The sequence below is a fragment of the Cyanobium sp. Cruz-8D1 genome, assembly GCF_024345975.1.
Classification (GTDB): domain Bacteria; phylum Cyanobacteriota; class Cyanobacteriia; order PCC-6307; family Cyanobiaceae; genus Cyanobium.
Genome location: NZ_JAGQCD010000015.1, coordinates 31,967 through 50,480, shown reverse-complemented (window position 1 = coordinate 50,480; position 18,514 = coordinate 31,967). Strand labels below are relative to the sequence as shown.

The following is an 18,514-nucleotide window of genomic DNA, read 5'->3' as shown; positions in this document are numbered from 1 at the left end:
AGCCTTCAGCCCTCCGCCTCGGCGTCCGGCTCCGCCGGCGGGGTGGTGATCGCGCCGTAAAGCGCCACCAGCCCCTGCGCCAAGGCCTCCGGCACCGGGATCGGCCCCAGGCGCTCCAGCACCCGAGCGGGTGGATCCGGCGGCAGGGGAGCGGGGATCACCAGGCGCTCACCAGGCCGGGCCACCAGCCCCTGGGGCCACCACGGGGGCAGGGTCTCCTCAGGCCCATCGGCTGCTGTGGCCTTCGCGGTCGGCCGCAGCCGTCGCATGAGCTCATCCCGCTGGCGCCCGCGCCAGGCCAGCAGTTGCCAGGGGTCGTCATCGAGCCGCTGGGCGAACACATGGAGGCTGGCGGCGATGTGCTTGCAGGGCACCTCCCAGTCCGGGCAACTGCACTCGGCCTCCAGGTCGCCCCAGCGTGCGGGGAACAGATCCACCCCCGCCTGCCGAAAGCCTGCTTCGAGATCCTCGGGCACCTCGCCGGCCAGCAGCTTCGCCGCCCAGCCCAACCGCTGGCGGAACACCGCCTCGATCGACTCCCACTCCTCTGCATCGGGCAGCTCCGTTGCCACCGTGACCTTGTAGGGGGTGCGCCGCGAACCCTGCACCCGGGCCAGCAGCCGCCCCGGGCCCACCTCCAGGCTCAGCACCTGGCCACGTCTGGCGTAGCGCCGGCCCCGCTCCATCCGGCCGCCCAGCCCATAGCCCTCGAGCACGTCGATGAACCGCTGCGACCACCAGCGCCTGGCCGGGGGCGGCTGACGTGGGCTCATGGGGTGAGCGCCTCCCGACGCAGGCTGATCACCTCCCGCAGTTCGGCGGTGGAGAGCTCGGTGAGCCACTGCTCCCCGGTTCCCACCACCCGCTCGGCAAGGTCGCGCTTGTTCTGGATCATGGCGTCGATGCGTTCCTCGATCGTGCCGCTGCACACCAGCTTGTGCACATGCACGCTGCGCCGCTGGCCGATGCGATGGGCCCGGTCGGTGGCCTGATCCTCCACGGCCGGATTCCACCAGCGATCGAAATGAATCACATGGGCGGCGGCGGTGAGGTTGAGGCCGGTGCCGCCCGCCTTGAGCGAGAGCAGGAAGATCGACGGACCAGCGACCTCGGCGAAGCGCTGCACCATCGCGTCCCGCACCCGCCGCGTCAGCCCGCCATGCAGCCACAGCGGTTCGCCGCCGTAACGACCCTGCAGATGGGCCCGCAGCCGCTCCCCCCAGGCCGCGAACTGGCTGAAGATCAACACCTTCTCGCCCGCGTCGAGGATCGCATCGAGCAGTTCCTCGACGCGATCGAGCTTGCCGGAGCGCCGCGGCAGTGCCGAGCCGTCGGCCAGGTAGTGGGCCGGGTGGTTGCACACCTGCTTGAGCCGGGTGAGACCGGCCAGCACCAGGCCGCGCCGTTCGATGCCGTCGCTGCTCTCGGCCGCTGCCAGCAGTTCCTCCACCACGGCCTGATACAGGCTGGCCTGCTCGTTGCTGAGCGTGCACGGTTCGCTCTGCTCGATCTTCTCTGGCAGGTCGGGCAGGATGCCGCGGTCGCTCTTGAGGCGGCGCAACAGGAAGGGGGCCGTGAGCCGCTGCAGCCGGGCAGCCACCTCCGCATCGTGGTCCCTCTCGATCGGGAGGGCGAACTGGTCGCGGAACTGCCTGAGGCTGCCGAGCAGTCCCGGATTGAGCAGCTGCATCAGGGCCCACAGCTCGCTGAGCCTGTTCTCCACCGGCGTGCCGGTGAGGGCGATGCGGCGTTCCCCCCGCAGCGCCGCCGCCGCCTGGCTCTGGGCCGTATAGGGATTCTTGAGCTGCTGGGCCTCATCGAACACCAGCCTGCCGAAGCCCATCCCCGCCAGCAGGGGCAGGTCCCGGCTCACCATGCCGTAGGTGGTGAGCAGCACCGGCGCCGGCTTGCCCTCGCCGCCTGCGCTGGCCAGCTGGCGCGCGAAGGCGGCGGCGGTGCCGCGGAAGCGGCCGGGGCCGTGGTGGATCAGCACCGGCAGCTGCGGCGCAAAGCGCTGCAGTTCCCGGCTCCAGTTACCCAACAGCGACACCGGTGCCACCACCAGCGTGGGGGCCTCAAGCGGATCGGCCAGCAGGGTGGCGATCAGCTGGGCCGTCTTGCCGAGGCCCATGTCATCAGCCAGGCAGGCGCCCAGACCCAGCCGGCCGAGGAACACCAGCCAGCCCAGACCCCGTTCCTGGTAGGGCCGTAACTCTCCGTTGAAGTCGGCCGGCGTGGAAATCGGCGTGGCACGGCTGTGGAGCTCGCCGCCGAGCAGCTCTCCGAGGGGGCCGCTGGCCTCCACCCCCACCAGGGGCAGGTCGTCCGGCAGACCGAGGCGGGAAAGGCCAAGGTTGGCGTGCAACAACTCCGTGCCGCTGGCGTCCCCCTCCAGGCCAGCGTGACGCAACAGGGAAGCGATGGCGTTGGGCTCGATCAGCGTCCATTCACCGCGCAAGCGCACCAGGCTGCGCTTGGCCGCGGCGGCCTTCTGCAGGCTGGCCAGCTCGGCCTTGCCCAGGGGCCGAGCGCCCAGCACCGCCTGCCACTGGAAGGACACCAGGGCGTTGAGGTTCAGGCCGCCCCCTTCGCCGGCGGGGGTGTTGGTGGACGAGCGCCGGTTGGTGTTGGCGCGCAGGCCCAGGCGCTGGCCATGGCGCCACCAGCTGGGCAGCAGCAGCCCGAAGCCCGCCTCATCCAGCACACTCACCCGCTGCCGCAACAGGGCCAGCAGGGCCCCTTCCTCCAGGTCCAAGCTGGCGGGCGCCTGCTGCTCGAGCAGTCCCCCCAGCTCCGGTGCCAGCCGCGTCAGCAGCCCAAGCTGGGCCAGCACCTCCTCGAAGCCGTCCACCGGGAAAGGACTCTCCCCTGCCCAGAACGCCGCCAGGGGCACCATCAGGCTGGGGTCGATCACGGAGCGCAGCAACAGCTCCACCGGCCAGCGACGCAGGCGGGGGCTGGTGGGTTCGTGCAGTCGCAGGCACAGCTGCAGCGAGCCGCTTCCACCGGCCCCCTCCCGCACCCACTGGTGCAGCCCGGTGACGAGGGCGGCCTCAGCGGCGAGATCGGCCGTCGCCGCCAGGTGGGGATCGGGGCCCTCCAGGGCCGCCAGCCAGGCCTGGGCCAGGTCCGGCTGGCCGCGGCGCCGACGGCTGGCAGCGGGCAGAGCCTGGGCTGCAGAGCCGTCGAGACGCTGGCGCACGAGCCGATCCACGGCATCGGCCAGGGATTCGGCCAACTGGTGCTGCTCCTCCAGGCTGTCGCCTGTCAGATGGGCCGCCAGCAGCTCGCGATCGCCGGCGGCGGGCAGCGGCCACCACTGGGCCCGCAGGCGTCCATCGGGATCCACCCGCAGACCCGGCACCACCCGGCCGCTGTCGACGAAGTAGGTGGCCAGCTGGAGGCAGGTCGGCGGGGCCGCGAGCGACAAAGCTGGGGGGACCTCGGGCTTCCGTGCTTCGCCCGGCTCAGACTCCGCGCCCAAGCGTCTGGAGGGACAAGGCCGAAGGGACATGGACCGGCTCGATGGGCGATCACCTTGACCCTGACCCTAAGGGCGATGGCCTCGGCTGCAACGGCGAAGCCGACATGGCCATGCCGCTACCGCCAGGCTCTCTGCATCAGCAGTTGCGGCTCCACGCTCTCCACCCCATCGATCGACCTCAGCGCCGAGAGACCACTCAGGGCCTCGGCGATGCTGCCGGAGCTGGCGCAGACCCAGCCGCCCTGGGGCGCGACATCAAGCTCCCGGGTGATGGTGAAGCCAGCCTGCTGCAGGGCCTCACGGTGTGCTGCCACCGTTTCTCCTGCCCGAAAGCGTAGAAAGACCTGACCCGTTGGCACCGCCAGGGAGTCTCCCCCCAGCGGTGCGTAGACCGGACTGAGCGCCTGACCAGGGGCAAGGGGCGTGGCAGGAGCCCCCCGGACGATGGTGATCTGCTCAGGCTCGAACACCACTTCAGCCTCCTCCTCACCCAGAGGCTCCCCATGCCGAGCGAAATAGCCAGGCTTCTGCTCATACACCACGGCATTCGCTGCTCCCGCCGCAATCCGTTGGGGGTATCCAGCGAACAGCCCGTCGGCCCGGCTCATGTCAATGGCTGCCAGCAACAGGCAGACCAGGCAAAACGCCGGCAAACAACGCGGCACACCCGGCGCGGCTGGAGGGGTCCGCATGACTGGGCCATCGCTTCATGCACAGGCTCACGCGCAGACAGGCCCAAGCGTTGGCAGCTAAATCTAGGACGCTCAATGCCAGCCCCGACGGCAAGACATCACCCGAAGAAGCATGAAGTTTTCCTGGGCTCGTTACGTCAGATCAAGACCCTTCAAGCCGGCGTGAATCTCACGAGCGAATCGATGGAGAATGGCCGCCATCGCCACCCTGCGATCGACCTCCAACCGGCATTCCAGCTGATAGCCCCCAGGAGAGTTTCCCATGGTTCAGGTTCGATACGGTGGCAGGAATGGTGAGTCTCATCAACTGGCCATCAGCGACAATCACCTCGTCGTCCGCACCCTGAGTCGCCAGGCGGTGATGCCGGCGCGGCCGTTCGAGGTGTCGCCCGTCAGCGCCGAGACCCACCGGATTCTCGACAAGTTCGAAACCCTCAGCCGCTTCCGCGAGGCCGGGGTGGAGCTGTTGAGCACCAGAACCCCCCAGGCCGATGGTTCCCTGCGCGACACGGCCCGCAGCCTGCTCAAGGCGGAAGCGGCGATTGACTTTGCCGGCCGTGTTCTGGTGGATGCCAACGGCCGGCCCGTGGTCTACACGGAGAATCTGTTCGTCAAGTTCGAGGATGACGCGGAGGCCGAGGCCTGTGAGGCACTCCTGCAACGCCACGGCCTCAGCGTCAAGCGGTCCCTCACCTATGCGCGCAACGCCTATTTCGTGGCGGCTCCCGACAACAGTGGGCTCACGGTGTTCGCTATCGCCGACACCCTGCTGGGCGAAAAGAACGTGGCGCTCTGCCACCCGGAACTGGTGAGCCTGAGCCGGCAGCGCCGCCAGGCTTTCGCGGGCGAGTGGCATCTCAAGACCACTTCCGTCAACGGCCGGCTCGTCGATGCCCACGCCGAGGTGGAGGCAGCCTGGGCCCTCAGCGACGGCACCGGGGCGATCATCGCCGTGGTGGATGACGGCGTCGACATCGACCATGAGGAATTCCGCTCCTCCGGCAAGGTCGTCGCCCCGCGGGATGTGACCCGCCAGAGCGGCGATCCCCGGCCCGGCCGCGGTGACGATCACGGCACGGCCTGTGCGGGGGTGGCCTGCGCCAACGGCCAGTTCGGCGCCACAGGCGTCGCCCCCGGCGCCCGGCTGATCCCCATCCGGCTGGCCTCCGGCCTGGGCTCCCAGGCGGAAGCGGACGCCTTCGTCTGGGCGGCCCGCAACGGCGCCGATGTGATCTCCTGCAGCTGGGGTCCGCCGGACGGGGCCTGGTGGGACCCGAACGACCCCGCCCACCGCCAGGTGGTGCCGCTGCCCGATTCCACCCGGCTGGCGATCGACTTCGCCACCACCCAGGGCCGCAGCGGCAAGGGCTGTGTGGTGCTGTTCGCGGCAGGCAACGGCAACGAAAGTGTCGATAACGACGGCTATGCCAGCTACGCCCGGGTGATCGCAGTGGCGGCCTGCAACGACCTCTCCAAACGCAGCGCCTACAGCGACTTCGGCAAGGCCGTGTGGTGCAGCTTTCCCAGCAGCGACGGCCGGCCCTCCCTCACCCCCGGCATCTGGACCACCGACCGCTCCGGCGGGCTGGGCTACAACCAGGGCAGCCCCCAGAAAGGCGACCCTGCGGGCCACTACACCAATTCCTTTGGCGGCACCTCCAGCGCCTGCCCCGGTGTGGCCGGGGTGGCGGCCCTGGTGGTCGCGCGAAATCCTGACCTGCGCTGGGATCAGGTGCGGGAGATCCTGCGGCAGGCCTGCGTGCGAATCGACAGCGCCGGCGGCAACTACGACGCCAGCGGGCGCAGCCCCTTCTACGGCTACGGGCGGGTCAGCGCCCGCAAGGCGGTGGAGCTGGCCCGCCCGCCCCAGCCGGCGGCGGCCCTGGTGTTCCAGGCGGTGCAGGACGTGCCCATCAACGACTTCCAGACCGCCACCCTGACCCTGCCGGTGGCAGCCCCGGGCCCACTGCAGTCGATCAAGGTGGCGGTGGATCTCGACCACACCTTCATCGGCGATCTGGTGGTGCGGCTGCTGCCGCCCGCCGCCCTGGGGGCCGCGCCTGTGCTGCTGCACAACCGGGCCGGCGGCGGCACCGACAACCTCAAGGTCACCTACGACGCAGTAAACGCCCCCGCCCTGGCCGCTTTGAAGGGCACCGATCCCAGCGGCACCTGGACCCTGGAGGTGTCCGACACGGCCAGGGCCGATCGGGGCACCCTGCGCAGCCTGCGGCTGGAGCTGAGCTTCTGAACCTGGAGGACCTCAGAACTTGCCCGTCAGCGCCCGGGTGGTGCGGAGCAACCCGGCGGTGGTTTCCGGCAGGTAGGGGCCCTTGAGCATCTGGCCGCCGATGCGCAGGCTGAGGCCGGCCAGCACCAGGTCGATGGCGGCCACGGCCGCCGCGGCCTGCAGCCAGCTCAAAGCGAAGGCCCCCTGGATCCACAGCAACAGCACCAGCTCCGCCGCCACCAGCGCCAGGGTCATCAGGGTGAGGCCCATGCCGAGCATCACCCCGCCGCCCACCAGGCGTCGCTTTTCCTTGTCAGCCTCCTGCAGGGCGATGCGCACATGCAGGTCCATCACCGAGCTGATCAGCGCCGTGACACGGGCGAAGTTCTGGCCGTTCATGCCGAACGCCGACCCGACGACAGCAGCAGCCCCACCACCAGCCCCACGCCGGCGGCGATGCCGAGGGCCATCAGGGGCCGGTCCCGCACCGGCTTCTCGATCCGGGGCCGCAGGGTGCTGTTGAGGTCATCGAGCAGGTGCTCCAGCTGCTCCTCGAGCGGCCGCAGCGCATCCACCACGTGGCCTGCCTGCTCGCCGGTGACGTTGACCAGATCGAGCAGTTGCTGCTTGACACCGGCGGTGGTGACGCCGCTCTGGCGGCTGATCACCTCCACCACATGGTCAAAGCTGCCCCGGGTGGCCTCCAGGGTGTGGCGGGCCACCTCGGGCCATTCCTTCTGGATACTGGGCAACAGGCTCTCGAAGCGGTCCCGGAACTGGTTCTGCGCCTGCTGGGCGGCACCGGAAGCGGCGGGTTCCGGTGCCGGCGCCGGGGCCGCTTCCGGTGCGGGATGGGTGGTGTCCGTGTCCATGGGGCGCTCCGTGCGACAGCTGCACGGCATCACCGTAGGAAGAAGGGCTTGTGATCGTCAGCACCTCAGTTAAATTCCGATGGCGCAGCGCGCGGGCCTGTTGGTTCACATCAATCAGGTCGAGCTCACCCACTTCAAGTCCTTCGGCGGGTCGATGACCATCCCGCTGCAGGAAGGCTTCACCGTGGTCACGGGCCCGAACGGCTCCGGCAAGAGCAACATCCTCGATGCGGTGCTGTTCTGCCTGGGCCTGGCCACCAGCCGGGGCATGCGGGCCGAGCGGCTTCCCGATCTGATCAACAGCGCCATGCTGCGGGAGGGGAAGGCGGCCGAAACCAGCGTCACCGTGCGCTTCGACCTCGGTGACTGGCAGCCGGACAGCGCCGAGGAGGGGCTGGACGTTCCCGAACAGGGCCCCTGGCTGCAGCGGGGCCAGACGGAGTGGAGCGTCACCCGGCGGCTGCGGGTGGCCCCCGGCGGCACCTACAGCAGCAGCTTCAGCGCCGATGGGGTGCCCTGCAACCTGCAGCAACTGCAGACCCAGCTGCGGCGGCTGCGGGTCGACCCCGAGGGCAGCAACGTCGTCATGCAGGGCGATGTGACCCGCATCGTGTCGATGAGCGCCCGCGACCGGCGCGGCATCATCGACGAGCTGGCCGGCGTGGCCCTGTTCGACTCCCGCATCGAGCAGAGCCGGGGCAAGCTCGACGAGGTGGTCGAACGGCAGGAGCGCTGCCGCATCGTTGAGCAGGAACTGCTGGCGACGCGCCAGAAGCTTGAACGCGACTGCGCCAAGGCCCGCACCTACCAGGAGCTGCGCGAACGGCTGCACCACGGACGCCTGCAGGAGCAGGTGCTGGCCTGGGAGCAGGCCCGCGTCCACGGCCTGGCCCTGGCCGGCCGCCTGGACAACATCGACCGCCAGCAGGAGCAGGAGCGCGAAGCGATCGTCGCCGCCGAAGCCGAGGTGGTCACCGCGGCCGCCGCCCTCGAGCGGCTGCAGGCGGAAGTGAAGACCCTGGGCGAAGACCAGCTGCTGGCGGTGCAGGCCGAACTGGCCGGCCTGGAGACCAGCGGCCGCGAGCTGGCCCGCCAGGCGGAACGCCACGGCCACCAGGCCGAGGAACTGCAGCGCCGTCGCCAGGAGCTGCAGCACAACCAGGCCGCGTTGCGCCAGCAGCGCCAGGCCCTCGACGGCCAGGCCGACGACGGCGCCATCGCCCGCGCCGAGGCCCTCTGCCGCGAGGCCGAGGCGGCGGTGGAACTGTCCCGCCGGCGGCTCGGGGAGGTGGCCGGGCGCTCCGGCAGCTGGCTGGAGGAGCAGCAGGGCCGCAGCCGCCGGCGCCAGGAGCTGCAGGAGCAGCTCGCCCCCCTGCTGGCCGAACGCCAGCAGCTGGAGGAACGGCTGCGGCAGGCCGGCGATCGGCTGCAGGAACTCGGCGGCGAGGAGCAGCAGGAGGACGCGGCCCAGGCGGAGGGCGCCGCCTCAGTCGCGGCCCTGGTGGAGCAGGAGCGCGCCTTGCTGGCCGGCCTGGACGATCGTCAACGGCAGGCCCAGGAGCTGGCCGAAGCCCTGGCGCTGCAACAGCGCACCCGAGCGCGGCTGGAGCAGGAGCAGACCAGCCTGGAGCGGGAGATCGCCCGCCTCGACAGCCGCCGCGAAACCCTGCAGGAGAGCCGCGGCACCGGCGCCCTGCGCCTGCTGCTGGAGGCGGGGCTGGAGGGGATCCACGGCTCGGTGGCCCAGCTGGGCGAGGTGGAGGAGCGGCTGCGGGTGGCCCTGGAGGTGGCGGCGGGCGGGCGGCTGGCCCAGGTGGTGGTGGAGGACGACCGCATCGCCGCCCGGGCGATCGAGCTGCTCAAGAGCCGCCGCGCCGGACGCCTGACCTTCCTGCCCCTCAACCGCATCCGGGGCGGCAGTGGGGGCGGCAGCGGTGGCTCGGGGGGGGCCGCCCTGCAACGGGGCCACCCGGGCGCTGCGGCCGGGGCCGGCGGGCTGGTGGGGCGGGCGGTGGAGCTGATCCGCCACGAGCCCGTCTACGCCGATGTCTTCCGCTACGTCTTCGGCGACACCCTGGTGTTCGCCAGCCTCTCCGACGCCCGCCGCGAACTGGGCCGCTGCCGCGCCGTGACGCTGGAGGGCGAACTGCTCGAAAAGAGCGGCGCCATGACCGGCGGCAGCCTGCAGCAGCGCTCCGGCCAGCTGGGCTTCGGCCGCAGCAGCGAGGGCGATGAGGCTGAGCCGCTGCGGCAGCGGCTGCTGGAGCTGGGGGAGAGCCTGCTGGCCTGCCGTCGCCGCGAAGCCGAGCTGGGCCGGGGCCTGGAGGAGGCCCGGCCGGTCCTGCTGGAGCTGCAGCAGCGCCAGGCCGCCCTGCAGGCCGAACGCAGCGCCGCCGAGCGCACCCTGGCGCCGCGGCAGCAGCGCCGCGACCAGGTGAGCAGCCGGTTGCAGCAACTGCAGGGGGCCCATCAGGCCGATGGCCGCCGGATGCAGCTCCTTGAGCAGACCCTGCCCCCCCTGCGCCAGGCCCTGGCGGAACTGGAGGAGGCCGAGCGCGTCGCCAGCGGCAACCACGACAGCGCCCGCTGGCAGGGGCTGCAGAGCGAGCTGGAGCGGGCCGACCAGGCCCTGGTGGAGGCCCGCCGCCAGCGGGATGGCCTGGAGGCAGGCCGGCGGGAGCGGGCCCTGGGGGCGGAACGGCTGGGCAGCCAGCTGGAGGCCCTCGCCGGGGAGGAACGGCGGCTGGTGGAGGCGGTGCAGGCCCTGGTGGGCGAACGCCAGCTCTGGAAGGAACGGCAGCAGACCGAGCAGGAGCGCCGCACTCTGCTGGAGCAACAGCAGAGCGAGCTGCAGACCCGCTTCGGCGAACGGCGACGGGCCCGTGACGGGGCCGAAGCCCACCTGGCCGGCCAGCGCCAGGCCCTGCAGCAGCGTCAGTGGGAGCTGCAGCGGCGCCAGGAGGAGCGGCTGGCCCTGGCCGAGGAGCAGCGCAGCCACGGCCTGCGGCTGGCCCAGATGGAACGGGAGTTACCCGAGCCCCGGCCCGAGCTGCCCCAGGACATCCGCGAGGGCGGCCTGGAGGCGCTGCAGCAGAGCCTGCGCCAGCTGCAGCAGCGCATGGAGGCCCTCGAGCCGGTCAACATGCTCGCCCTTGAGGAGCTCGAGCAGCTGGAGCAGCGGCTGGCCGACCTGGACGACCGCCTGGAGGTGCTCAGCAAGGAGCGGGAGGAACTGCTGCTGCGGATCGAAACGGTGGCCACCCTGCGCCAGGAGGCCTTCATGGAGGCCTTCAAAGCCGTGGATGGCCATTTCCAGACGATCTTCGCCGGCCTCTCCGATGGCGAGGGACACCTGCAGCTGGAGAACCCCGACCAGCCCCTTGAGGGCGGCCTGACGCTGGTGGCCCACCCGAAGGGCAAGGCGGTGCGGCGGCTGGCCTCGATGTCGGGAGGTGAGAAATCCCTGACCGCCCTGAGCTTCCTGTTTGCCCTGCAGCGCTTCCGCCCCTCGCCCTTCTATGCCCTCGATGAGGTCGACAGCTTCCTCGATGGGGTGAACGTGGAGCGCCTGGCCGCCCTGATCGCCGCCCAGGCCGACCAGGCCCAGTTCATGGTGGTCAGTCACCGCCGGCCGATGATCGCCGCGGCCACACGCACCATCGGCGTCACCCAGGCCCGCGGCTCCCACACCCAGGTGGTCGGTTTGCCGCCGGCGGCCTGAGCCGACCGCGTGGGCCACAATGGGCCGACCAGGCTGTTCCAGGCCGTGAAGTCGCTCCCGTCCCCCCTGCCGTCCAGCCCCGATCTCCGGATTTGACCTCCCCGATTCCCCCCTCCACCGAGCCCGCCGCCAGCAGCGACCGCCTCTGGTTGCGCTCCGAACTGATGGGCACCCAGGTGATCACCCGGGACACCGGCCGGCGGCTGGGCGTCGTCGGTGAGGTGGTGGTCGACATCGACCGGCGCGAGGTGGTGGCCCTGGGCCTGCGCGACAACCCCCTGACCCGTTTCCTGCCGGGCCTGCCCCGCTGGATGCCGCTGGACCGCATCCGCCAGGTGGGGGACGTGATCCTGGTGGATTCCGTCGATTCCCTGGCCGAGGGCTTCAATCCCGAGCGTTACAGCAAGGTCATCAACTGCCAGGTGATCACGGAATCGGGCGAACAGCTCGGCCGCGTGCTGGGCTTCAGCTTCGACATCGAAACCGGTGAGCTCACCACCCTGGTGATCGGGGCCCTCGGCGTTCCCCTGCTGGGGGAAGGGGTGCTCAGCACCTGGGAGATGCCGGTGGGGGAGGTGGTCAGCAGCGGCCCGGACCGGATCATCGTCTACGAGGGAGCCGAAGAGAAGCTCAAACAACTCGGCACCGGCCTGCTGGAGAAGCTCGGCATCGGTGGCGCCAGCTGGGAGCAGGAGGAGCGGGATCGCTTCCGCTCCGGTGCCGTGCCCGCCGAGAACCAGCTGCCCGCAGGCCAGCCCACCGTCCAGGAGCAACGCCGCATCCAGCCGGCCACCAGCCGCAGCTTCCAACCCGCCGAGGAGCTGGAATACGTCGAACTGGAGGAGCGGCGCGAACGGGAGCCCCTGCGCCAGCGCCGCTACCTCGACGACGACCTGCCCGAACCGCGCCAGCGCCCCGAGCCCCGCTCGGCACCGGCCGACCCCTACGGCCGCGAGTCGTACGCCTCCGACACCTACGGCCGCGAGGGTGAGCGCAATCCTGCCCGGTACGACAACCGTTACGAGGCAGATCGCTACGAAGGCGAGCGCTACGACCAGGAGCGCGGTCGGGAGGAGCGCGGTTTCGAGCCGGAGCCCGACGCCGCCCCCACCCCTATCCCTGCGCCGGACTTCGAAGAGCCCCCGCGCGGACGGGAGCCGCTGCGGGCGGAGCGTCCCCAGGCACCGGCCCCCCGGCCGAAGGAGCCGGTGGATGTGGAGCCGGAAATCCTCGACGATCCCTGGTGAAGCCGCCGGAGGGCGGCCTCAGCCCTCCGCAAAGCGCAGCGACGCCGAATTGACGCAGTAACGCTGGCCGCTGGGGGCCGGTCCGTCGTTGAAGACATGGCCGAGGTGGGCGTCACAGCGCGCGCAGCGGATCTCGGTGCGCTCCATGCCGTGGGTGGAGTCGGTGTGGGTGGTGATCGCCCCAGCGCCCACGCCCGCCCAGAAGCTGGGCCAGCCAGTGCCGGAATCGAACTTGGTGGCGGAACTGAACAGCTCGCTGCCGCAGCAGACGCAGTGGTACATCCCCGTGGCCTTGTTGTTCCAGTAGGCACCGCTGAAGGCCCGTTCGGTGCCCCCCTCGCGGGCCACCCGGTACTGCTCGGGGGTCAGCTGGGCCCGCCAGTCGGCCGTGTCGAGGCTCTGGAGGGGGCTGGAATCGCTCGTCGGCATGGAGGCAGGCCCCGCGGAGGGGCGATGGCTGGAGAAATCCTATCCAGATCGAACCGTCCGCCCAGCCGGCTCCGGCGGCGGCAGCAGGCCCCGCACCATGGCCGCCACCGCCGCCACGGCACCCGGCGCCCCTCGCAGAGTGCGCAGGTCGTCGGCCATGGCCGCGAGCCGTTCGGGATGCTCCAGCCAGTCGGCCGCCTCGGCGGCGATCTGGGCCGGTTCGATCGGCCCGACCCGCTCCGGCACCACGGCACGGCCGGCGGAGATGTTGGGCCAGGCCAGAAAGCCCCGGTGACGCATGCGCCAGGCGGTGAGGGCCACCCCCACCAGACGCCGCAGCAGCGGCAACCGGGCCACCAGCCCCAGCCAGCCATCCCAGGCCTGCATCACCGCGAGGTGCTGGGTGGGCACCAACACGATCATCGGCACCGCCAGGGCCCCCAGCTCGGCGGTGTTGGCCCCCACCGTGGTGAGCGCCAGGGCGCACTGGCTCAGGGCGGCGTGGGCGGGATGCTGCACCAGCAGCAGGATGCGGGTGCCGGCCGCCGTGACCAGCTCATCGCCCTGGCGATGGGGCTCGCCGGCCCCCTGGCGTCGGTTCAGCGGATTGGACGGCCCGCCGTAGGCCAGCAGTTCCCGCACCGACGTGGTGGGAGCCACCGGCAGCAGGAAGCGGCAGCCGGGCCGCAGGGCCGCCAGCCGGTCGGCGGTCTCGAGCAGGAACGGCACCCCCACCAGCAACTTGGCCCGCTTTGAGCCGGGCAGCAGGGCGACCCAGTCACCGGCGGGCAGGGGATCGTCCTGGCGCGCCAGGGCCGAAAGGTCCGCCATCAGGTCCCCCACCACCGTGGCCCGCGCCCGCCAGCGGGGCGCCAGGCGGCCGGCGGCGGCGGGTCCCATCACGGCGATGCGGTCGTTCCAGCGGGGCCAGCGGGCCACCCACTCGGCATAGGTGAGGTGGCGGTAGCCCAGCCGGGCCGAAAGCAACACGGTCCAGAACTGGTCACCACCGAGGAAGACCACCACCCCCCGCTCGGGCCAGGGGCCGTGGCGGCGGGGCCGCAGCAGCAGCCACCAGAAGCGGGTGGCCGGCAGCACCCGATCGAACAGGCCCCAGGCCTCGGCCACCCGATGCTCGGTTCCGGTGGCGTTGGGGCAGGGGACCAGCACCAGCCGCAGGCTGCAGCTGGCGGCGGGGTCGCGGGGCCGCAGGGGCTCCAGACCATGGAGCTGCTCCGCCAGCGGCCGCACCCAGGTGCTCAGTTCGCCCGGGCCGTTGCTGACCAGCACGATCGCGCTGCCTGCGGCTGGAGCGGAGACCGGCGACGGCTGGATCAAAAGAGCCGCAGGTTCCGGGGGACGGGAGCGGGAAAAGAAAAATGCGGATGGCGAGACTTGAACTCGCAAGGCCGAAGCCACACGCCCCTCAAACGTGCGTGTCTACCAATTCCACCACATCCGCGTGGCTGGCGCGGGCCGAAGCCCCTCACCGAACGAGCAATATACCCATGGGCTTCCCCACCCCCGAAGGCCGTCAGCGCCAAGCCACGCCGGTGAGCACTGATACAGTCCGCCCCGGCATGGCCGCACCCTCGCCAGCCCACACCGCCTGGACCTGCACGGATGCCCATCGGCAAACTGCTGATCGCCAACCGAGGCGAAATCGCCCTCCGCATCCTGCGCAGCTGCCGGGAGCTCGGCATCGCCACGGTGGCCGTTTACAGCACCGTCGATAAAAACGCCCTGCATGTGCAGCTGGCCGATGAGGCCGTCTGCGTGGGGGAAGCCCCCAGCAGCCGCAGCTACCTCAACGTTCCCAACATCCTGGCGGCCGCCACCTCCCGCGGCGCCGATGCCATCCATCCCGGTTACGGCTTTCTGGCCGAGAACGCCGATTTCGCCGAGAAGTGCCTTGATCATGGCCTGATCTTCGTGGGGCCCTCGCCGGCCGCGATCCTGGCCATGGGCGACAAGTCCACGGCCAAGATCACCATGCAACAGGTGGGTGTGCCCACGATCCCCGGCAGCGAGGGACTGCTGCAGGATCCCGCCGAAGCGGCCGACCTCGCCGAGGCCATGGGCTATCCCGTGATGATCAAGGCCACCGCTGGCGGTGGCGGTCGGGGCATGCGGCTGGTGACGGCCGCCGATCAGCTGGAAAGCCTGTTCCGGGCCGCCCAGGGGGAAGCGGAGGCCGCCTTCGGAAACCCGGGCCTCTACATGGAGAAATTCATCGACCGGCCGCGGCACGTGGAGGTGCAGGTGCTGGCCGACCGCCACGGCAACGTGGTGCACCTGGGCGAAAGGGACTGCTCGATCCAGCGCCGCCACCAGAAGCTCCTGGAGGAGGCACCCAGCCCGGGGCTGGATCCGGAGCTGCGACGCCGCATGGGCGAAGCGGCGGTGGCGGCGGCACGCAGCATCGACTACGAGGGCGCCGGCACGGTGGAGTTCCTGGTGGACAAGAGCGGCGCCTTCTACTTCATGGAGATGAACACCCGCATCCAGGTGGAGCATCCCGTCACTGAGATGGTGACGGGCATCGATCTGATCGCCGAGCAACTGCGCATCGCCGGCGGCGAACCGATCTCCGTGCGCCAGGACCAGATTCACGTCCATGGCCATGCCATCGAGTGCCGCATCAACGCCGAGGATCCCAGCCACAACTTCCGGCCGGCCCCAGGCAAGATCACTGGCTGGCTCCCCCCCGGTGGGCCGGGGGTGCGCATCGACAGCCACGTCTACACGGGCTATGAGATTCCGCCCTTTTACGACTCCCTGATCGGCAAGCTGATCGTCTGGGGGGTCGACCGCGACCATGCCATCCGGCGCATGCGCCGGGCCCTGTCGGAATGTGCCGTCACGGGCATTCCCACCACGATCGAGTTTCACCTGGCCCTGCTGGATCGCCAGGAGTTCCAGCGCGGCGAGGTCTGGACCAAGTTTGTTGAAGAGGAAATGCTGAACCGCTGAAGCCCCCAGGGCTGCCGGTTCAGCCGATGGCCTGGCTGCGCAGCAGGGCCAGGGTCAGCAGACCCTGCTGACCCACCAGCAGTTCCCGCAGCAGGCTGATCAGCCCAACCCACACCACCGGCGTCACATCCACCCCACCAATGGGCTGGATCAGGCGACGGGTGAGGCTCAGCAGGGGCTCGGTGGGTGCCCCCACCAGGCGCATCACCCCTTGGCTGAGGTCGACCCTCGGGTACCAGGTGAGGACGATCCGGAACAGGAACAACAGGGTCCAGCCCGCCAGGGCCAGCCCCAGGGCCAGGTGCAGCAGGGGTAGGGGCGCCAGGGCCGTCACAAAGCTCTAAGCATGGATGGACTGATCGTAGGAACTCACCGCCACTGCCTAGGATCCGCCCAGCTGTCCAGAGCGAACGCCTGCCATGACCCCTTCCCTCGCCAACTTCCTCAGCAGCCTTGGCTGGGGCGCGGTCATCGTGGTGATCCCCATCGCCATCGCCCTGGTGCTGATCAGCCAGAACGACCAGCTCGACCGGCGGCTCTGAGCTTCCGCTGACAGCGCGGCTACGGTCCTTAGAGTGGTGGCCATCGCCCGGGTCAACAGCCGTGGTCAACGCCAGCCTCAACTGGGCCAGCATCGTCGGCATCGTCCTGGCGGTCGGCGGAGCCTTCCTCTACTTCATGAGGAGCTTCAAACCGGCCCTGGCCCGGGACTACGACGTTTTCTTCGCCGCCATCGGCCTGCTCTGCGGCGGCATCCTCTTCTTTCAAGGCTGGCGCCTTGACCCGATCCTGCAGTTCGGCCAGTTCCTGCTGGCGGGCACCACGGTTTTCTTCGCCTATGAGAGTGTCCGCCTGCGTGGGGTGACCACCGAACAGGCACGGCGTTCCTCCTACTTCGACGACGAGGAACCCGCCGCCCCGTTCCGGCCGCGCGGTGGCCTCGGCGGCGGCCGCAGCTATGACGACGAACCGGACCGCTTTGATGAGCCGGAACCCCTGCGCCGTCGTATCCCCTCCCGCGACGAACCCGAGGAGGACTTCTACCGGCCGCGCCGGCCCAGTAGAGCCGCGATCCCCGAGCGCGCCGCCAGCCGCCGGGAGGCGCCCGACACCTGGGACACCCCCCGCGCTGAGCGCCCCTCCAGCCGCCCGGAACGGGATCCCATCGACGAGCGCCCCGATCGGACCGCCGGCCGCTACAGCGCCGGTGGCCCTGCCCGCAGCCAACCCAGCGATTTCGGCGCCCGCCGCCGGGATCGGGACAGTGCCCCCGAACCCCGCCGCGGCTCCCGTCCGGTGGCCGCTGCCGACAGCGGTCCCCGTACCGGCCGCCGTGGTTCCACACCGCCGGGTCCTGCCGGCCCCTCGTCCCGTGACCCTGGCCTGGGCGCACCCCAGGGAACGCCCATGGGCACACCGATCCGCTCCAGCACCGCCCGCGGCGCTGCTGCCGACGACGTCAGTGATGCCGACTTCTCGCCGCTGGCCAGTGGCCGCCCCCGGCCAGCGGCGAACGAGCCCCCCGCCGGCCCGCCCGCGTCCAGCCGGGACAACAGCTCCCGCTTCGACGACTGATCCGCTGATCACCCAGCACCGTCGACGATCAAGCCCAGGCCTCTCTTGGCTTGTGTTCGGGATGCTGGCCCTGCTGGTTTCGGGTTGCGGCAGCTGGAGCTGGGGGCGCCGCAGCGCCGGTCCGGTGGGCTGGGGCGGCGCCGACCGCCAGGATCCGGCCCTCAGCGGCAACGGCCGGGTGCTGGCCAGCGTGGTGCGCCGCGACGGCCGCGACACGGTGCTGCTGCAGGAACAGCCCTCCGGTACGGTGCTGCCCCTGCGCCATTTCGGCCGGCTGCAGCCGCACCGCTCCCCCTCCCTGAGCTGGAACGGCCGCTATCTGGCCCTGCTGGTGCAGCAGGGACCGGAACGCCGGGTGCTGATCGAGGACCGGGCCACGGGGCGCCTGCACCGCCTGCCCCTGCCCGGCGGCCTGGTGGCCGAAAGCCTCAGCCTGGCCGCCGATGGCCGGCGCCTCGCCATCGCCAGCGAGGGCGACGGCCGCTCCCGGGTGCAGCTGTACGACCTCACCGCCCTGCTGGAGCCCGACCTGCCCGCCGGCCTGCCGGTGCGGGGGGCGCCGGCCGCCACCCCATGACGCGGCGCTCCGGCAGCCTGGTTCGGGCGGCGACAGTGGCCGTCGCGGTGGCGGGCGGCCTGCCGCTGCTGCTGGCGGGCTGCCTGGCGCCCCTGCCCCAGCCCCTGGTGGGCCTCAATCAACGCCTTGAGGCCGCCGGCCCCGCCCGGGCCCCCGCCCTCTCCGGCGACTGGCTGGCCCTGATCGTCAGCCAGGGCGGCCGCGACCGGGTGCAGCTGGTGGATCTGCAGCGCCAGCAACCGGTGCCCCTGCCGGGGCTGGAGCGGCCCGATGCCCAGCCCCTGAGCGTGGCGGTGGATGGCCGCGGTGAGCGGCTGGCCCTGGTGCGCCAGCTGGAGGGCCGCACCGAGCTGGTGCTTTACCGCCGCAACCTGATGGCCCTGCAGCCGGTGCCGCTGCAGCCCCCTGGCGTGCCGCGCCGGGTGTCCCTGCGGGGCGATGGCCGCGAACTGGCGGTGGAGGTGAGCCGCCAGGGCCAGTGGCAGGTGGATCTGATCGCGCTGCCCTGATCAGGGCACCAGGCCCGCCCAGTGCAGGAAGGTGTCGTGGCTGAGGGCCTCGACCAGCAGCACGGCGACGAAGCCGAGCATGGCGAAACGGCCGTTGACCCGCTCGGCGTAGCCGCTCCAGCCGAAGGCCGGCACCTCCGAGGTGGTGGCGCTGGTGGCGGGCGGGGTGTCGCCGGATGGGGTGGCGGAAGGGTCGCTCATCGGA

Annotated in this window: 17 protein-coding genes and 1 tRNA gene; 8 read left to right on the top strand and 10 right to left on the bottom strand. The window is 71.1% G+C overall.

Annotation, left to right across the window (positions count from 1 at the left end; genetic code table 11):
- Positions 1-5: 5 nt before the first annotated feature.
- The 3 genes from KBZ33_RS10825 to KBZ33_RS10815 form a co-directional block, all read right to left on the bottom strand.
- The gene (locus KBZ33_RS10825) at positions 6-773 is read right to left on the bottom strand and encodes an SWIM zinc finger family protein (protein WP_254952994.1); all 768 of its coding nucleotides are present in this window, start codon (positions 771-773) and stop codon (positions 6-8) included.
- The gene (locus tag KBZ33_RS10820) at positions 770-3,430 is read right to left on the bottom strand and encodes a DEAD/DEAH box helicase (protein WP_254952993.1); all 2,661 of its coding nucleotides are present in this window, start codon (positions 3,428-3,430) and stop codon (positions 770-772) included. The genes KBZ33_RS10825 and KBZ33_RS10820 overlap by 4 nt, the downstream gene beginning before the upstream one ends.
- A gap of 170 nt (positions 3,431-3,600) precedes the next feature.
- Positions 3,601-4,092 (bottom strand): hypothetical protein, encoded by a 492-nt coding sequence (locus KBZ33_RS10815; protein ID WP_255011755.1) that lies wholly within the window; start codon positions 4,090-4,092, stop codon positions 3,601-3,603.
- 346 nt (positions 4,093-4,438) lie between these two features.
- Between KBZ33_RS10815 and KBZ33_RS10810 the strand changes: the two genes are divergently transcribed.
- Positions 4,439-6,427 carry a S8 family serine peptidase gene (locus KBZ33_RS10810; RefSeq protein ID WP_254952991.1) on the top strand — a complete coding sequence of 663 codons (1,989 nt, stop codon included), beginning with the start codon at positions 4,439-4,441 and terminating at the stop codon, positions 6,425-6,427.
- Between the two features lie 12 nt (positions 6,428-6,439).
- Here KBZ33_RS10810 and KBZ33_RS10805 read toward each other — a convergent pair whose 3' ends face one another.
- Positions 6,440-6,805: a phage holin family protein gene (locus KBZ33_RS10805; protein ID WP_254952990.1), complete on the bottom strand. Its 366-nt coding sequence runs from the start codon at positions 6,803-6,805 to the stop codon at positions 6,440-6,442.
- Entirely contained in the window at positions 6,802-7,278 is a 477-nt protein-coding gene (locus KBZ33_RS10800; protein WP_254952989.1) for a glycine zipper domain-containing protein, read from the bottom strand. The genes KBZ33_RS10805 and KBZ33_RS10800 overlap by 4 nt, the downstream gene beginning before the upstream one ends.
- Positions 7,279-7,378: 100 nt before the next feature.
- Between KBZ33_RS10800 and smc the strand changes: the two genes are divergently transcribed.
- Both smc and KBZ33_RS10790 read left to right on the top strand, forming a co-directional pair.
- On the top strand, positions 7,379-10,999 hold the full coding sequence (smc, locus tag KBZ33_RS10795; protein WP_254953032.1) for a chromosome segregation protein SMC: 3,621 nt from the start codon (positions 7,379-7,381) through the stop codon (positions 10,997-10,999).
- 92 nt (positions 11,000-11,091) lie between these two features.
- Positions 11,092-12,246 carry a PRC-barrel domain-containing protein gene (locus KBZ33_RS10790; protein ID WP_254952987.1) on the top strand — a complete coding sequence of 385 codons (1,155 nt, stop codon included), beginning with the start codon at positions 11,092-11,094 and terminating at the stop codon, positions 12,244-12,246.
- Positions 12,247-12,264: 18 nt separating this feature from the next.
- Here KBZ33_RS10790 and msrB read toward each other — a convergent pair whose 3' ends face one another.
- From msrB to KBZ33_RS10775, 3 genes are all read right to left on the bottom strand, one after another.
- Entirely contained in the window at positions 12,265-12,675 is a 411-nt protein-coding gene (gene msrB, locus KBZ33_RS10785; RefSeq protein WP_254952986.1) for a peptide-methionine (R)-S-oxide reductase MsrB, read from the bottom strand.
- Positions 12,676-12,714: 39 nt separating this feature from the next.
- Positions 12,715-13,965 carry a glycosyl transferase gene (locus KBZ33_RS10780; RefSeq protein ID WP_396108352.1) on the bottom strand — a complete coding sequence of 417 codons (1,251 nt, stop codon included), beginning with the start codon at positions 13,963-13,965 and terminating at the stop codon, positions 12,715-12,717.
- Between the two features lie 90 nt (positions 13,966-14,055).
- Positions 14,056-14,137, bottom strand: a tRNA-Leu gene (locus KBZ33_RS10775).
- Positions 14,138-14,298: 161 nt separating this feature from the next.
- On the opposite strand from KBZ33_RS10775, the gene accC reads away from it, so the two are divergent.
- On the top strand, positions 14,299-15,648 hold the full coding sequence (gene accC, locus KBZ33_RS10770) for an acetyl-CoA carboxylase biotin carboxylase subunit (RefSeq protein WP_254952984.1): 1,350 nt from the start codon (positions 14,299-14,301) through the stop codon (positions 15,646-15,648).
- A gap of 19 nt (positions 15,649-15,667) precedes the next feature.
- Here accC and KBZ33_RS10765 read toward each other — a convergent pair whose 3' ends face one another.
- On the bottom strand, positions 15,668-15,982 hold the full coding sequence (locus tag KBZ33_RS10765; RefSeq protein ID WP_254952982.1) for a YggT family protein: 315 nt from the start codon (positions 15,980-15,982) through the stop codon (positions 15,668-15,670).
- A gap of 85 nt (positions 15,983-16,067) precedes the next feature.
- Between KBZ33_RS10765 and psbX the strand changes: the two genes are divergently transcribed.
- From psbX to KBZ33_RS10745, 4 genes are all read left to right on the top strand, one after another.
- Positions 16,068-16,190, top strand: a complete 123-nt coding sequence (gene psbX, locus KBZ33_RS10760) for a photosystem II reaction center X protein (protein WP_216909263.1) — start codon at positions 16,068-16,070, stop codon at positions 16,188-16,190.
- A 61-nt stretch (positions 16,191-16,251) separates the two neighbouring features.
- On the top strand, positions 16,252-17,223 hold the full coding sequence (locus KBZ33_RS10755) for a Ycf66 family protein (RefSeq protein WP_254952981.1): 972 nt from the start codon (positions 16,252-16,254) through the stop codon (positions 17,221-17,223).
- Between the two features lie 61 nt (positions 17,224-17,284).
- The gene (locus KBZ33_RS10750) at positions 17,285-17,800 is read left to right on the top strand and encodes a Tol biopolymer transporter periplasmic protein (protein ID WP_254952980.1); all 516 of its coding nucleotides are present in this window, start codon (positions 17,285-17,287) and stop codon (positions 17,798-17,800) included.
- Positions 17,797-18,309: a hypothetical protein gene (locus KBZ33_RS10745; protein ID WP_254952979.1), complete on the top strand. Its 513-nt coding sequence runs from the start codon at positions 17,797-17,799 to the stop codon at positions 18,307-18,309. Before KBZ33_RS10750 ends, KBZ33_RS10745 begins: the two co-directional genes overlap by 4 nt.
- On the opposite strand, the gene KBZ33_RS10740 is transcribed toward KBZ33_RS10745, so the two are convergent.
- A complete protein-coding gene (locus KBZ33_RS10740; protein WP_254952978.1) occupies positions 18,310-18,510 on the bottom strand; it encodes a chlorophyll a/b-binding protein in 201 nt (66 codons plus the stop codon).
- Between the last annotated feature and the right edge of the window lie 4 nt (positions 18,511-18,514).